Here is a 16,707-nt window from a genome sequence, read left to right as displayed (position 1 = left end):
GAATGAGGACCACGGTATTGAGCGGCCTTATCGGTCCTCTATTACGGCCATTTCCGGGCCGCATTCGAAGGTGCCCGCGATACGGGTGGCCACGTCGCGCAGCACGGCCGCGTCCAACAGGTCGTCGTGCGCGCAGTCGTACGGGGTCGTCCTCAGCTCCCCGTCCACGTAGGGGGCCCAGTGGGCGGCCAGCTTCGCGCCACCCTCCGCGCCGCCCGAGGTGAACAGGGCGACCTCGCCCTTGTAGGCGGCGGGCCGGTGCGCGGTGACCACCATGATCGTGTTGATCATGACGTCGAAGAGCCGTTCGTCGGCCGCGCCGCCGAGGACGTCCTCGACCAACGTGAGGCCCCGCTCGCGCTGTTCGGCCTCGTCCCCGCGGTCCTCGGGATCACCGCCCGCGTCGTCGCTGATCCGGGCGAGCACGTCGGCGGCGGTGAGCAGCCGGTGTTCCTCCACCGGGCCCCGCTGGCCGGGGTCGCCCGGCCGCGCGTCCATGATGGCCAACAGGTCCACCTGTTCGCCCTGTTCCTGCAGGGCGGTGGCGATGGCGTGCGCGACGTTGCCGCCCGTCGAGTACCCGAGCAGGTGGTAGGGGCCCCGCGGCTGTACGGAGCGAATCTGCTCCACGGCGTCGAGCGCCCACTCGGCCAGCGACCGCGGCAGCGGTCCCGGGCCGTCGAGTCCCCGCGCCTGCAGCCCGTACAGGCCCACGTCCCCGGGCAGTCCGCGCAGGAGTCCGGCGTAGCACCAGCTCAGTCCGAGGGAGGGCGGTGCGCAGAACAGCGAGGGACGGTCCGCGGCGCGGCGCAGTACCACCAACGGCCCGGTGTCGTCGGGGGCGTCGAGCCGCGCGGCGAGCAGGGCCGGGGTGGGCGCCTCGAAGAGGGTCCGCACGTCGGTCGCCACGTCGAGCGCCGTGCTGATCCGGGTGGCCAGGCGCATCGCGAGCAGCGAGTGGCCGCCGAGTTCGAAGAAGTTCGCCTCGACGCCGACCCGGGGCAGTTCGAGCGCCTCCGCGAAGAGGCCGCACAGGAGCTCCTCGCGCAGGCTTCGCGGGTCTCGCCCGGCCGTCGCCTCGGGCGCCCGGGGCACGGGCAGGGCCTTGCGGTCGAGCTTCCTGTTGGGGCTCAGCGGCAGCACGTCCAGCACCATGACGACGCCGGGCACCATGTGGGCCGGGAGCGCCGTGGCGAGCCGCCCGCGCAGTGCGCCCGGGTCCAGGGTCTCCCCCGGGGCCGCGACCGCGTAGCCGACGAGCCGTTCGCCGTGGACGGCGGCCGCGGCGTGGGAGACACCGGGCTGCTCGGCGAGCGCGGACTCGATCTCGCCCAGTTCGATCCGCAGGCCGCGGAGCTTGATCTGGGTGTCGGCCCGGCCGACGAAGACCAGTTGGCCGTCGCGTTCCCAGCGGACGAGGTCGCCGGTGCGGTACATCCGGGCGCCCGGTACGAAGGGGTTCGCGACGAACCTCTGGGCGGTGAGCCCGGGGCGCTCCAGGTAGCCGCGGGCCAGGCCGGGGCCCGCGCTGTACAGCTCGCCGGGCACGCCGGGCGGGACCGGCCGCAGGTGGCGGTCGAGCACGTACGCGGCGGCGTTGGCGACGGGCCGGCCGATCGGGGCGGGCTGGCGTCCGGGGGCGTCGTGCACCCAGGAGGCCACGTCCACGGTGGCCTCGGTCGGGCCGTAGGCGTTGACGAGCCCGCGCCCCCGCGACCAGTGGGCGATCACGTCCGCCGGGGGCACGTCGCCGCCCGTGACGATCATCCGCAGGGCGGGCAGCTCGATCCGCGGCAGGCCGGACAGCACGGCCGGGGTGAGGTGCGCGTGGGTGATCCGCCGGTCGGCGAGGAAGGCGGCGAGTTCGTCACCGGCCAGGGCGCCCGGGGGGATCACCAGGCAGGAGCCGCTGAGCAGGGCCAGGCACAGTTCGGAGACGCTCGCGTCGAAGCTCGGGGAGATGAGCTGCGCGACGCGGTTGTCCGGTCCGGCCCCGTAGCGCTCGGCCTGGTTGGCGACCAGCCCGGCGATGCCGCGGTGCGTCACCACGACGCCCTTGGGGCGGCCCGTCGAACCGGAGGTGTAGATGACGTAGGCGGCGTCGTCGAGGTGGCGGGCGACGACCGGCTCCGTGTCCGGGAGCCCCCGCGGGACCGGGAAGGAGGCGGCGGTGAGCTCGCACACCGGGCGGGCGTCCTCCAGCATGAACGCGATCCGCTCGGCCGGGTAGTCCGGGTCGACCGGCAGGTAGGCGGCGCCCGTCTTGAGCGTCGCGAGCACGGCGACCACCAGATCGGCCGAGCGGGGCAGCCGCAGGGCGACGATCTCCCCCGGTCCCGCACCGCGCTCGCGCAGCAGGTGCGCGAGCCGGTTGGCCCGCCGCTCGAGTGCCGCGTAGTCGAGCGTCTCGGCGCCGTCCTGGACGGCCGGGCGGTCCGGGGTACGGGCCGCCTGGCGCGCGAACAGCTCCGGCCAGGTGAGGGCGGGGACCTCGCGGGCGGTGTCGTTCCATTCCTCGACGAGCCGGTGGGTCAGCTCCGGGCCGAGGACGTCGAGCCGCTCCAGCGGCTCGTCGGGCGCGGCCACGGCCTCGGCCAGCAGCCGGACGAAGGCGTCGGCGAGGCCGCGGACGGTCTGCGGGTCGAACAGGTCGGTGGCGTAGCGCAGGATGCCGTTCAGCCCCGTGCTCCCGTCCTCCTCCAGGACGAAGGCCAGGTCCACCTTGGCGGACTCCGCGTCGACCTGTTCCCCGCGGACCACCAGGCCCGGGAGCTCCGGCTCCGAGATGTCGAGGTTCTGCAGGGTGAGCATCACCTGGAAGAGCGGGTGGTGCGACAGCGAGCGGGCCGGGTTGAGCACCTCGACCAGCCGCTCGAAGGGCACGTCCTGGTGGGCGAAGGCGGCCAGGTCGCTCTCCCGCACCCGGTCGACGAGTTCGTTCAGCGAGGGGCTGCCGGAGACGTCGGTGCGCAGCACGAGCGTGTTGACGAAGAAGCCGACCAGCTCGCGGGCGGCCTCCTCCTCGCGTCCGGCGACCGCGCAGCCGAGCGGGACGTCCGTGCCGCAGCCGTACCGGGCGAGCAGGGCGGCCACCGCGGCCTGGAGCACCATGAACACGCTGGCGTGGCGGCGCCGGGCCAGGTCCGCGACGGCGCGGTACAGCTCGGGCCCGATGACCAGCGGCTCGGTGCCGCCGCGGTGGCTGAGGGCGGCGGGCCGGGGACGGTCGAGGGGCAGGTCCAGCAGGTCGGGCGCGCCCGCGAGGGTGTCGCGCCAGAAGGCGGTCTGGCGCGCCAGGACGCTGTCCGGGTCGCTCTCCTCGCCGAGGACCTCCTGCTGCCACAGGGCGTGGTCGGCGTACTGCACCGGCAGCGGCGTCCACTCGGGAGCGCGGCCCGCGCGCCGGGCGCCGTAGGCGGTGCCCAGGTCGCGCAGCAGCGGTCCCATCGACCAACCGTCGCTGACGATGTGGTGGACGAGCACGAGCAGCACGTGTTCGCCGGGTGCCTGGGTGAACAGCCAACCGCGGATGGGTAGTTCGCGGTCCAGTACGAAGGCGTGCGCCGCGGCGGCGGTGACGTCGCCGCCGGCCACCTCCTCCAGGACCGGCTCGTCGGCCACGATCCGCTGGTACGGCACCCCGTCCTCGTCGCCGAAGACGGTGCGCAGGCTCTCGTGCCGCCCCACCACGTCGGCGAGGGCGGCCCGCAGCGCGTCCCGGTCGACCTCGCCGGTGAGCCGCAGCGCGAGCGGCACGTTGTAGGTGGGCGACGGCCCCTCGAAGCGGTACAGGAACCACAGGCGGCGCTGGGCGGCCGACAGCGGCACCCGCGCGGGCCGCGGGCGCGGGGCGAGCGCGGGCCGTCGCGGCCGCTCGGGCGGCCCCGACGCGGCGATCCGCGCGGCGAGACCGGCGACGGTGGGCGCCTCGAAGAGGGTGCGGATGCCGACCTCGACGCCGAGTTCGTCCCGCACGCGGGCGACGACCCGGGCGGCGAGCAGCGAGTGCCCGCCGAGGTCGAAGAAGACGTCGTCGACGCCTACGGTCGCCACGCCCAGGCTCTCGGCGAAGATCGCGCAGAGGGCTTCCTCGCGGGCGTCCCGGGGACCCCGGGCCCCCACGACCGCCTCCTCGGGCGCGGGCAGCGCGTCCCGGTCCAACTTGCCGTTGCCGGTGGCGGGCAGCCGGTCCAGCGCCACGTAGGCCGAGGGCGTCATGTACTCGGGCAGCCGCTCGGCGGCGTACGCCCGGACGGCGTCCAGGTCGAGCCCGGCGGGCGTCACATACGCCACCAGGCGCTTGTCGCCCGGCCGGTCCTCGCGCACCACGGCGGCGGCGTGCGTCACCTCCGGGTGGCCGCCGACGGCCGACTCCACCTCGCCCAGCTCGATCCGGAAGCCGCGCAGCTTCACCTGGTGGTCGACGCGCGCGACGAACTCCAGCTCGCCGTGCCGGTTCCACCGGCCGAGGTCGCCGGAGCGGTACATCCGCGAACCCGCGGGGCCGTAGGGGTCGGCCACGAACTTGGTCGCGCTGAGACCGGGCCGGTTGAGGTAGCCGCGGGTGACCAGGTCGCCCGCGATGTACAGCTCGCCGCTCACGCCGACGGGCAGCGGGCGCAGCTTCGCGTCGAGCGCGTACATCCGGGTGTTCCACACCGGTCGGCCGATGGTGATGACCCCGCCGGGGACGGCGTCCCCGGGGGCGATGCGGTACTCGGTGCAGCCCACGGTCGTCTCCGTCGGCCCGTACTCGTTGACCACGGTGACGCCGGGGTGACGGCGGCGCCACTCGTCGAGCAGCTCGCCCATCAACGACTCCCCGCCCAGGACCAGTTGCTCGGTCGGGGAGAAGGCGTCCGGCAGCTCGAGCAGCAGCGACAGGTGGCTCGGGGTGGCCTTGACGAAGGCGGGCCGCTCGGCCGGGGCCTCGCCCTTGAGGTCGACGAGGTCCACCGCACCGCCCGCCGTCAGGGGGGCGAAGACGCCGGTGACGGTGAGGTCGAAGGAGATCGGCGAGTGCACGAGCGCGCCGCGCCCGACCGAGTCGTAGGCGCTGCGGGCCCACGCCAGGTACGCGCTCAGCGAGCGGTGCTCCACCACCACGCCCTTGGGCCTGCCGGTGGAACCGGAGGTGAAGATGACGTAGGCGGCGGCCCGGTCCGACGCGAACCGCGGCAGCGGCGCGTCGGCGCCCTCCTCGTGGGCGGGGTCCTCGTCCAGGTGCAGGCGCGGACGTGTGCCGGGCAGGGCGGTCGCCGCGGTGGTCAGCACCAGCACCGGATCGACGTCGTCCAGGACAAAGGCGAGCCGCTCGGCCGGGTGGTCGGGATCCAGCGGCAGGTAGGCGGCCCCGGCGCGGAAGACGGCGAGCACCGCGACCACCAGGTCGACGGACTTCGGCAGGGCGATGGCCACGAACGTCTCGGGGCCCGCGCCCCGCGCGACCAGGGTCCGGGCGAGCCGCTCGACCCGGTCGGCCAGTTCGGCGTAGTCGATCCGGTCGTCCCCGCAGACCACGGCCAGGTTTCGGGGGGTGGCGGCCGCCTGCGCGGCGAACAGCTCGGGCACGGTCGCGCGGGGCACGTCGCGGCCGGGGTCGTTCCAGCCGACCAGCACGTCGTGGCGCTCCTGCGCGGACAGCACCGGCAGGTCGCCGACCGGCAGGTCCGGGTCGGCCGCGGCCGCGGTGAGCAGTCGGACCAGGCGGTCCGCCAGCGCCCGTACGGTCTCGGCGTCGAACAGGTCGGTGGCGTACTGGATCGCCCCGTGCAGGCCGTCGGGACGGCCGTCCTCGGTGTGCTCCTCGGAGAGGAAGAAGGACAGGTCCAGCTTGGCGCTGTCGCCGCCGACCTGTTCGCGCTCGACCCGCAGCCCGGCCATGCCGAAGTCGCCGCCCGCGGTGTTCGCGAAGGTCAACATCACCTGGAAGAGCGGGTGGTGGGCGAGCGAGCGGGCCGGGTTGATGACCTCGACCAGCCGCTCGAAGGGCACGTCCTGGTGGGAGTAGGCGGCCAGGTCGGCCGTGCGGACGCGGCGCAGCAGCTCCGCGAAGGACGGGTCGCCCGAGACGTCGGTGCGCAGCACCAGCGTGTTGACGAAGAAGCCGACGAGGTCGTCGAGCGCCTCGTCGGTGCGCCCCGCGATCGCCGTCCCCAGGGGGATGTCGGTCCCGGCGCCCATGCGGGTCAGCAGGGCCGCGATACCGGCCTGGACCACCATGAACAGGCTCGCCTGGTGGTCGCGGGCCAGGGCCGCGAGCGCCGCGTGGGCGTCGGCCGGCACGGACAGCTCCACCACGGCGCCGCCGGTCCCGGCCACCCCGGGACGCGGGCGGTCGGTGGGCAGTTCGAGGAGTTCGGGGGCCCCGGCCAGCGCGGTCCTCCAGTGGTCGAGCTGGCGGGCGATGAGGCTGTCCGGGTCCTCCTCGCCGCCGAGCAGCTCCTGCTGCCACAGCGCGAAGTCGGCGTACTGCACGCGCAGGGCGGCCCATCCCGGCTCCTCACCGGCGCAGCGGGCCGCGTAGGCGCTCGCGAGGTCGGCGGCGAGCGGCGCGGCGGACCAGCCGTCACCGGCGATGTGGTGCAGGAGCAGCAGCAGCGTGTGCTCCTCGGGGCCGGACGCGAAGAGCGTGACCCGCAGCGGGGCCTCGCGCTCCAGGTCGAAGGCGTGCGCGACCGCTTCGTCGAGGGCCCGCGGGGAGAAGGGCTCGGTCCGCAGGTCGACCTCGGCGGGCAGGACCCGCTGGTAGGGCGTGCCCGCGAAGTCGGGGAAGACGGTCCGCAGCGCCTCGTGCCGCTCGACGACGTCGGTGAGCGCGGCGTGCAGCGCGGCGCGGTCCAGGCGCCCGGTCAGGCGCAGCGCGATCGGCAGGTTATAGGTGGCGCCGGGGCCTTCGAGGCGGTCCAGGAACCACAGGCGTCGCTGCGCGTACGACAGCGGCGGGTGCTCCGGGCGGGGCCGGACCAGGACCGGCGGGCGCGCGGCGGCCGCCGTGTCGAGGCGGGCCGCCGTCGCGGCCGGGGTCGGCGCCTCGAACAGCGCGCGGATGGGCAGTTCGACGGCGAAGGTGGACCGGATGCGGCTGACCAGCCGGGTGGCGAGCAGCGAGTGCCCGCCGAGGGCGAAGAAGTCGTCGTCGACGCCGACCCGGTGCAGGCCGAGGACCTCGGCGAACAGGCCGCAGAGGATCTCCTGCTGCGGAGTGGTCGCGGCCCGCCCCGCGGGGGCGGCCGTGAACTCGGGTGCGGGCAGGGCGGCGGTGTCGAGCTTGCCGCTGGGGGTCAGCGGCAGGGCGTCGAGCACGACGACCGCGCCGGGTACGAGCGCCTCGGGCAGCCGTGCGGCCAGGTGCTCGCGGACCGTGCGGGCCAGGTCGGCGGCGGCCGGGCCGGACCGGGCGGGCACGACGTGGGCGACGAGGCGCTCGTCGACCATGGTCACGACGGCCTGGCCCACCTCGGGCAGTTCGGCCGCCGTGGCCCGGATCTCGTCCAGCTCCACGCGGACGCCGCGCACCTTGACCTGGCGGTCGGCCCGGCCCTCGAACTGGATCGAGCCGTCGGGGTTCCACCGGCCGAGGTCGCCGGAGCGGTACATCCGCGAGCCCGCCGGGCCGAAGGGGTCGGCGACGAAGCGCTCGGCGCTGAGGCCCGGCCGGTCGAGGTAGCCGTGCGCGAGCTGGACGCCCGCGAGGTACAGCTCTCCCACGACGCCGGGCGGAACCGGGCGCAGCGCGTGGTCGAGGACGTGGACGCGGGTGTTCCACACGGGGAAGCCGATCGGCGCGTTGCCGGGGCCTATCTCCTGACCGCCGTGCCACGCGGTGACGTCGACGGTGGCCTCGGTCGGGCCGTACAGGTGGTGCAGGGGGACGCCGAGCAGGTCGCGGAAGGTCCGGTGCAGGTCGGCGGGCAGCGCCTCGCCCCCGCAGAACACGCGCCGCAGGCTGGTGCAGTCACCTGCCTGCGGCGTCCGCACGAAGGCGTCGAGCATGGCGGGGATGAAGTGCGCGGTCGTCACGCCTTCGGCGCGGATCAGCTCGGCGAGGTACTCGGGGTCGCGGTGCCCGTCCGGCTTGGCCATCACCATCGTGGCGCCTTGCAGCAGCGGCCAGAAGAACTCCCACACGGACACGTCGAAGCTGGTCGCGGTCTTCTGCAGGACCCGGTCGTCGGCGGCCAGGCGGTAGGCGCGCTGCATGCCGTCGAGCCGGTTGACGGCCGCGGCGTGCGGGATGACGACGCCCTTGGGGCGGCCCGTCGAGCCGGAGGTGTACATGACGTACGCCGGGTCGGCCGGGTGCAGGGGGCGGAGCCGGTCCGCGTCGGTGAGCGGGGTGTCCGCCTCCACCGGCTCCGCCGCGTCGACCTCGGCCAGCAGGGCGGCGTCCAGTACGCAGATCGGGGCGGCGTCGTCCAGCATGTAGGCGATCCGCTCGGCCGGGTAGCCGACGTCCACGGGCAGGTACGCCGCGCCCGTCTTGACGATCGCGAGCAGCCCGACGAGGAGCTCCACCGAGCGGGGCAGGGCGAGGGCCACCAGCCGGCCCGGGCCCGCGCCCCGGCCGACGAGGTGACGGGCCAATCGGTTGGCCCGGGCGTGCAGTTCGCCGTAGCCGACCTCCGCGCCCGCCATGACGAGCGCGATCCGGTCGGGGGTGCGGGCGGCTTGGGCGTCGAGCAGCTCGGGCAGGACGGCGGACGGCAGGTCCAGGTCGGTGGCGTTCCAGGTCTCCAGGACCCGCGCGCGCTCGGCGGGCAGGGTCACCTCGATGCGCCCGACGGGACGGTCGGGATCGGCGGCGACGGTGTCCAGGACCTGGAGGAACCGGGCGGCGACGGCCTCGCCGCCCGCCCGGTCGAAGGCACCGGGACGTACGTCGAGCCGCAGGACGAGGCGGTCGCCCAGGACCCCGGTGACGAGGCTGAGCGGGTAGTGGGTCGCGCCCCCGCCGTCGATGTCGGTGACCTTGAGCTTCCGCGCGGCCTCGGCGTCCGCGCCCTCGTCGGATTCCTCGAACGGGTAGTTCTCGAAGACGAGGATCGAGTCGAAGAGTTCTCCCGCGCCCGCCGCCCGCTTGATCTCGGCGAGGCTGACGTGGTGGTGGCCGAGCAGGTCGCCCTGCTGTCGCTGAAGGGCGCCGACGGCCTCGGCGAACGGCACGGCGGGGTCGAGCCCCACGCGCACCGGGAGGGTGTTGATGAAGAGGCCGATCATCCCCTCGACGCCGGGCAGGTCGGCCGGGCGGCCGGAGACCGTGGCGCCGAAGACGACGTCGCCGCGCCCGGTGAGCTGCCCGAGCACCATCGCCCAGGCGCCCTGCACCAGGCTGTTCACGGTCAGGCCGCGTTCGGCGGCCAACCGGAGGAGCCGTGCGGTGGACCCGGGCGACAGCTCGGCGCTGATCCGCTCGGGCAGTACGGTGCCCGCGGGGGCGCCGGGGGCCACCAGGGTCGGCCCGTCGAGGCCGGCCAGGGCCGATGCCCACGCCGTGGCCCCGGCGGCCGCGTCCTGGCGGCCGATCCAGCCCAGGTAGTCCCGGTAGGGGGTGACCCGGGGCAGGGCGTCGGCGCTGCCCCGGGCCTCGTAGACGGCGAAGAGCTCACCGACCAGGAGGGGCGCGGACCAACCGTCGAGCAGGATGTGGTGGTTGGTCACCACGAGCCGGTGCTCGTCCGGCCCGAGGTGGACCAGGTGGAACCGGATCAGCGGCGGGCGGGCGAGGTCGAAGCGGGTGGCCCGTTCGGCCGTCAGGAACGCGTCCAGTTCCCCGGCCGCGAGGGTCGACTCGGACCAGCCGGGCGCCACCTCCCTCGGGATGATCTGCATCGGGCGGCCGTTCGCCCGCATCCGGAAACCGGCCCTGAGGTTGGCGTGCCGCTGGAGGACGGCCTCGGCGCTGCGGCGCAGCAGGGCCGCGTCGACCGCGCCGGAGAGCTCCAGCACGAGCTGGGTGTTGTAGACGTCCACCGCCTCGTCGTCGTAGAGGGAGTGGAAGAGCAGTCCCTCCTGCAACGGCGTGAGCGGCAGTACGTCTTCGAGGCGCGAGCGCTTCATTACCAGTCCCCCAGTTCAGCCTCAAGGCTGTCGATCTCGCTCTGTGTCAGGTCGTCGCTCAGGTCGGAGGGCGTCAGCCCGACCGTGTCCGGCCGCTCGTCCGCGAGCGCGGTCAGCGCGTCGAACCACGCCCGCGCCAGCGCCCGTACGTCGGACTCGGCGAGCGCGCCGGTCGCCCAGGCCCAGGTGGCGACCAGGTGCGGGCGGCCCCCGCGGTGTTCGGTCACCGCGGTGATCTCCACCGCGTGCGTCATCGCCATCCGCGGCGACCGCGGCGCGGGCGTCGGCCCGTCGACGGTCTGCCAGTCGGCGCCGGTGTCCTCGCCGTCCCCGAAGCGGCCCAGGTAGTTGAAGCCGATCTGCGGTGCGACGGCCAGCTCGGGCGCGCCGCCCGAGTGGCGCAGGATGCCGTACCCGACGCCGTTGTCCGGGAAGGCCCGCAGCTGCTCCTTGACCCGCTTGAGCCGGTCGGTCGGCGTGTGGCCCCGCGGGTGGAGGGCGACCGGGTAGAGGCTGGTGAACCAGCCGACCGTCCGGGAGGTGTCCACCCCGTCGGCGACGTGCTCGCGCCCGTGGCCCTCCAGGTCGACGAGGACCGGTCCGGCGCCGCGCACCTCCTCGACCGCGCTCGCCAGCCCGTAGAGCAGCACGTCGGTGACGTTGCCGTTGACGCTCGTCGGGATCCTGGTGAGCAGCGCCTCGGTGACGTCCGCCGCCAGGGTCAGCTCGAACTCCGCGGCCGTGGCGGCCGTGTCGAGCGCCGGGTCGAGCCGCCGCGTGCCGAGCGGCGGGTCCGGGGTGGCGGCGATCTCCTGCCACACGGGGAGCTCGGCCCGCCGGTCGGCGGCCGCCAGGTGGCCCGCCCAGGTGCGGTACGAGGTGAGCACCGGGGCGAGTGCGGGGGTCCGCCCCGCCGCGGCCGCCTCGTAGGCGGCGGCGAGGTCGGGCAGCAGGATCTGCCACGACACCGCGTCCACGACCAGGTGGTGCAGGGTGATCAGCAGCGTGCCCGGTGCGTCGGGTCCGGCGTCGAACCAGACGAACCGCGAGACCTCACCGGCCGCCGGGGACAGTTCCCGGCGGGCCGACTCGGCGGCTTCGCCGTCGCCCGCGTCCACCCTCCTGATCGAGACCGGCACGGAGCCGCGCTCGCGCACTTCGTACGTGCCGTCCTCGTGGCGGCGCAGGCGCAGGACGTCGTGGTGGTCGACCAGCGCCCGGGCCGCTTCGGCCAGGGCCCGCTCGTCCGGCCCGGCGGGGACCCGTACGGTCATCGACTGGTTGAACCCGTCGGTGGCCCCGTAGCCCTCCAGCCAGCGCATGATCGGGGTGGGCGCGAAGGTGCCCGTACCCGCGTCCCGGTCCTCGACCGTGGTGGCGACCGCGGTCGCCCCCTGCGCCAGGAGCGCGGGGGTGCGTTCGCGGAAGACGTCCCGGGTCGTCAGCAGGAGTCCGCCCGAGCGGGCCCGGCTGACCACCTGGATCGACATGATGCTGTCGCCGCCGAGGTCGAAGAAGCTGTCGTCGGGGCCGACGGCGGGCAGGTCGAGGACGTCGGCGAAGATCCGGCAGAGCAGTTCCTCGCGCGGGCCGACCGGCGCGCGCCCGCTGCCGGTGGTGGTCCACAGGGGCGCGGGGAGCGCGGCCCGGTCGACCTTGCCGTTGGGCATCAGCGGGATCTCGTCCAGCGCCACCAGGGCGGCCGGGACCATGTAGTCCGGGAGCCCGGCGGCGACCCGGGCGCGCGCCGCGACCGGATCCGCGTCGCCGACGTAGTACGCCACCAGGCGCCGGTCGCCCGGGCGGTCCTCGCGGACCACCGCGGTCGCCCGCGCCACGCCGTCCACGGCGTTCAGCGCGGACTCCACCTCGCCCAGCTCGATGCGGAAGCCGCGCAGCTTGACCTGCGTGTCCGCCCGCCCCAGGTAGGTGAGTTCGCCCTCGGCGTCCCAGCGCGCCAGGTCGCCGGTGCGGTACATCCGCGAGCCGTCGGGGCCGTAGGGGTCCGCGAGGAACCGCTCGCCCGTCAGCCCGGGACGGCCCAGGTAGCCGCGGGCCAGGCCCTCGCCCGCGACGTACAGCTCACCCGTGACACCGGGGGCCACCGGGCGCAGCGCGGCGTCCAGGACGTAGACCCTCGCCCCGGCGATCGGACGTCCGATCGGCGGTGCGACCTCGCCCGACAGCGGGGCGCTCATCGTCGCGCACACCGTCGTCTCGGTCGGGCCGTAGGCGTTGATCATCGTGCGCCCCACCGACCAGCGCGCCACCAGCTCCGGCGCGCAGGCCTCGCCCGCCACGACCAGCGTCGTACCGGCGGGCAGCGCGTCCTCGGGCAGGACCGCGAGCGCCGTCGGCGGCAGGGTCACGTGGGTGACCGACCGCTCGGCGCAGAGCGCGGCCAGGTCGGGGCCGGGCATCAGCCGCTCGGCCGGGGCGACCACCAGGGTCGCCCCCGACAGCAGGCCCATCACGATCTCCCAGGCCGCCGCGTCGAAGCTGAGCGCCGCGAACTGGAGGACCCGGCTGCCCGGGCCCACGCCGAAGGCGTCCCGCTGGGCCCGCGCCAGGGAGGCGAGGCCGCTGTGGGGCACCACCACGCCCTTGGGGCGGCCCGTCGAACCCGAGGTGTAGATCACGTAGGCCGGGTGGTCCGGGCGGATGTCCGCCGCCGCGGGCGCCGGACGCGTCGGCGCGTCCTTGTCGATCCCGTCGACGAGCACCACCGGGACGGCGCTCCAGCCGAGCCCGGGGAGCGTCGCGGTGTCGGTCACGAGCAGCAGCGGCCGGGAGTCGGAGAGCATGTACGCGACGCGGTCGGCCGGGTAGTCCGGGTCGACCGGCACATACGCGCCACCCGCCCGCAGCACCGCCAAGAGCGACACCACCAAGTCGACCGACCGGGGCAGCGCGACCGCCACCACGGACTCCGGACCCACCCCGCACGAGGCCAGATGCCCCGCGAAGGCGTCCACCCGCGCCGCCAACTCCCCGTACGTCAGCTCGATGTCCTCGAAGACCAACGCGAGCGCCGAAGGATCCTCGACCACCCGGGCCTCGAACAACTCCGGGAACGAAGCACGCTCCTCCCCCGCACCCGCCTGAGCGGCCCACTCCCCCAACACCCGGTCGCGCTCACCGGCCGACAGCACCTCGACCTGCGAGATGCGACCGTCCACATCCGCGACCAGACCCTCCAGCACCCGCACGAACCGCTCGCCCAACGCCTCGGCGCTCACCCCGTCGAACAGGTCCGAGGCGTACTGGACCTCTCCCGACAGGCCCTCGGGGGTCTCCTCCAGGTGGAAGGTGAGGTCGAACTTGGCCACGTTCAGGTCGACGCCCTCGAAGGCGACGTCGAGGCCGGGGAGGCCGAAGTCGGCCTCGCTGTTGTTGTCGAGGACGACCATCACCTGGAAGAGCGGGTGGTGGGCCAACGACCGCTGCGGGGCGACCACTTCCACCAGGCGCTCGAAGGGGACGTCCTGGTGGGCGAAGGCCGCCAGGTCCGTCTCCCGCACCCGGGCCAGCAGCTCGCGCACCGAGGGGTCGCCGGACACGTCCGTGCGCAGCACGAGCGTGTTGACGAAGAACCCCACGAGCGCGTCCAGGGCCTGGTCGGAGCGGCCCGCGACCACCGTGCCCAGGGGCACGTCCGTACCGGCGCCGACCCGGGAGAGCAGGACCGCGACGGCGGCCTGGACCACCATGAAGGGGGTCACCCCGCAGGTGCGGGCCACCTCCGCCAGGCGCTCCCGCAGGGCGGCGTCGGTGGTGAACCGGGCCACTCCACCGCGGTACGACGGGGTCTGCGGCCGCGGTCGGTCGAGGGGGAGCTCGATCAGTTCCGGTACGCCGTGCAGCGCGGTGCGCCAGTGCTCGATCTGGCGGCCGGCCGGGCTCGACGGATCGCTCTCGTCACCCAACACCTCCGCCTGCCACAACGCGTAATCCGCGTACTGCACCGGCAACGGAGCCCAACCCGGCACCCCACCACCCACACGCGCCGCATACGCCACCGACAAGTCATCCGCCAACGGAGCCAACGACCACCCATCCGACGCGATGTGATGCATCAACACCACCAACACCGACGACCGCTCACCCACCCGCAACAACGACACCCGCAACGGCAACTCCACCGACAGATCGAACGCATACCCCGCAGCGCGATCCACAGCAGCCGACACCCCCTCCTCGGAGACGTCCACCACCTCCCACACCACACCCGCATCCGCCACCGGAACCACCCGCTGGTACGGCACACCATCCACCGCCGCGAACACCGTCCGCAGACTCTCGTGCCGACCCACCACATCACCCACCGCGAGCTCCAACGCACCCGCGTCCAGCTCACCCTCCAACCGCAACACCAACGGAACGTTGTACGTCGCCGACGGACCCTCCAACGCGTGCAAGAACCACAACCGACGCTGCGCCGCCGACAACGGCACCCGCCCCGGACGCACACCCGCCGACAACCCCCGACGCGCCACCTCCGCACCCGCCACCCGCAACGCCAACCCCGCCACCGACGGCGACTCGAACACCGCGCGGATGCCGAGCTCCCGTCCGAACGCCGAACGGATCCGGCTCACCAGGCGGGTGGCGAGCAGCGAGTGCCCGCCGAGGTCGAAGAAGTTGTCGTCGGGGCTGACCGCGGTCAGGCCCAGGACGTCGGCGAAGATCTGGCAGAGCAGTTCCTCGCGGGCGTCGGCGGGCCGGCGGCCGCTCGCGGCCGTCGTGGTCCACAGGGGCGCGGGGAGCGCGGCCCGGTCGACCTTGCCGTTGGGCATCAGCGGGATCTCGTCCAGGGCCACCAGGGCGGCCGGGATCATGTACTCCGGCAGCGTGGCGGCCACCTGGGCGCGCACCGCGACCGGGTCGACGCCGCCGACGTAGTACGCCACCAGGCGCCGGTCCCCCGGGCGGTCCTCGCGGACCACGGCGGTGGTCCGCACGACGCCGTCCACGGCGAGCACCGCGGACTCCACCTCGCCCATCTCGATGCGGAAGCCGCGCAGCTTGACCTGCGTGTCCGCGCGGCCCAGGTAGACGATCTCGCCGTCGGCGGTCCACCGGACCAGGTCGCCGGTGCGGTACATCCGCGAGCCGTCGGGGCCGTAGGGGTCCGCGAGGAACCGCTCGCCCGTCAGCCCGGGACGGCCCAGGTAGCCGCGGGCCAGGCCCGCACCGGCGACGTAGAGCTCACCCGTGACACCGGGGGCCACCGGGCGCAGCGCGGCGTCCAGGACGTACGTCCGGGTGCCGACGATGGGGCGTCCGATCGGCACGACGGCCTCGTCCGACAGCGGGGCGCTCATCGTGGAGATGACGGTCGTCTCGGTCGGGCCGTAGGCGTTGACCATCGTGCGCCCGACCGACCAGCGCGCCGCCAGTTCCGGCGCGCAGGCCTCGCCCGCCACGACCAGCGTCGTACCGGCGGGCAGCGCGTCGTCCGCGAGGACGGCCAGCGCCGCGGGCGGCATGGTCAGGTGCGTCACGCCCTGTTCGGCGCAGAGCGCGGCCAGGTCGGGGCCGGGCATCAGCCGCTCGGCCGGGGCGACCACGAGGGTCGCCCCCGACAGCAGGCCCATCACGTTGTCCCAGACGGACACGTCGAAGCTGAGCGCCGCGAACTGGAGGACCCGGCTGCCCGGGCCCACGCCGAAGGCGTCCCGCTGGGCCCGCGCCAGGGAGGCGATCCCGCCGTGCGTCACGACGACGCCCTTGGGGCGGCCCGTCGAACCCGAGGTGTAGATCACGTAGGCCGGGTGGTCCGGGCCGGGGCGCACCCGCGGGGGCAGCGCGCCGGACGGTTCCACCTCGTCCACGAGGAGCACCGTGGCCGGGTGCCCGCCCAGCCGGGGCAGGGTCGCGGTGTCGGTGATCAGCAGGAGCGGTCGGGAGTCGGAGAGCATGTACGCGACGCGGTCGGCCGGGTAGTCCGGGTCGACCGGCACATAGGCGCCACCCGCCCGCAGCACCGCCAGCAGCGACACCACCAGATCGACCGACCGGGGCAGCGCGACCGCCACCACGGACTCCGGACCCACCCCGCACGCGGCAAGGTGCCCCGCGAAGGCGTCCACCCGCGCCGCCAACTCCCCGTACGTCAGCTCGATGTCCTCGAAGACCAACGCGAGCGCCGAAGGATCCTCCGCCACCCGGGCCTCGAACAACTCCGGGAACGAAGCGCGCTCCTCCCCCGCACCCGCGTGCGCCGCCCACTCCCCCAACACCCGGTCGCGCTCACCGGCCGACAGCACCTCGACCTGCGAGATACGACCGTCCACATCCGCGACCAGCCCCTCCAACACCCGCACGAACCGCTCGCCCAACGCCTCGGCGCTCACCCCGTCGAACAGGTCGACGGCGTATTCGAGTTCACCGCTGACTCCGACGGGCCGGCCGTCGGCGTCGTGGCGCTCGAAGAGGGAGAAGGACAGGTCGAACTGCGCCACCGTCGTGGTGGAGTCGCCCTCGGTGACCTCCAGGCCCGGCAGTTCGAGGGAGGCCTCGCTGTTGTTGTCGAAGACGACCATCACCTGGAAGAGCGGGTGGTGGGCCATCGAGCGCTGCGGGCTGACGACCTCCACGAGCCGCTCGAAGGGGACGTCCTGGTGGGCGTAGGCCGCCAGGTCCGTC

General features: G+C 74.5%; 2 protein-coding genes (1 of these 2 only partly in view). Both read right to left on the bottom strand.

Going from position 1 to position 16,707, the window contains the following annotated elements; genetic code table 11:
• Nucleotides 1–27 precede the first annotated feature (27 nt).
• Nucleotides 28–10,059: an amino acid adenylation domain-containing protein gene (locus ACFWAR_RS15405; protein WP_385777145.1), complete on the bottom strand. Its 10,032-nt coding sequence runs from the start codon at nucleotides 10,057–10,059 to the stop codon at nucleotides 28–30.
• Nucleotides 10,059–16,707, bottom strand: partial view of a non-ribosomal peptide synthase/polyketide synthase gene (locus ACFWAR_RS15400; protein ID WP_385777142.1) — the 3' end only. The gene runs 15,719 nt beyond the window's last position; the window shows 6,649 of its 22,368 coding nt (coding positions 15,720–22,368); its start codon lies beyond the right edge, outside the window; it ends in the stop codon at nucleotides 10,059–10,061. The genes ACFWAR_RS15405 and ACFWAR_RS15400 overlap by 1 nt, the downstream gene beginning before the upstream one ends.

The sequence above is a fragment of the Streptomyces sp. NPDC059917 genome (genome assembly GCF_042730635.1).
Lineage (GTDB): Bacteria > Actinomycetota > Actinomycetes > Streptomycetales > Streptomycetaceae > Streptomyces.
Note: the sequence above shows the minus strand (reverse complement) of the source record. Positions and strands in the feature narration are given on the sequence as shown.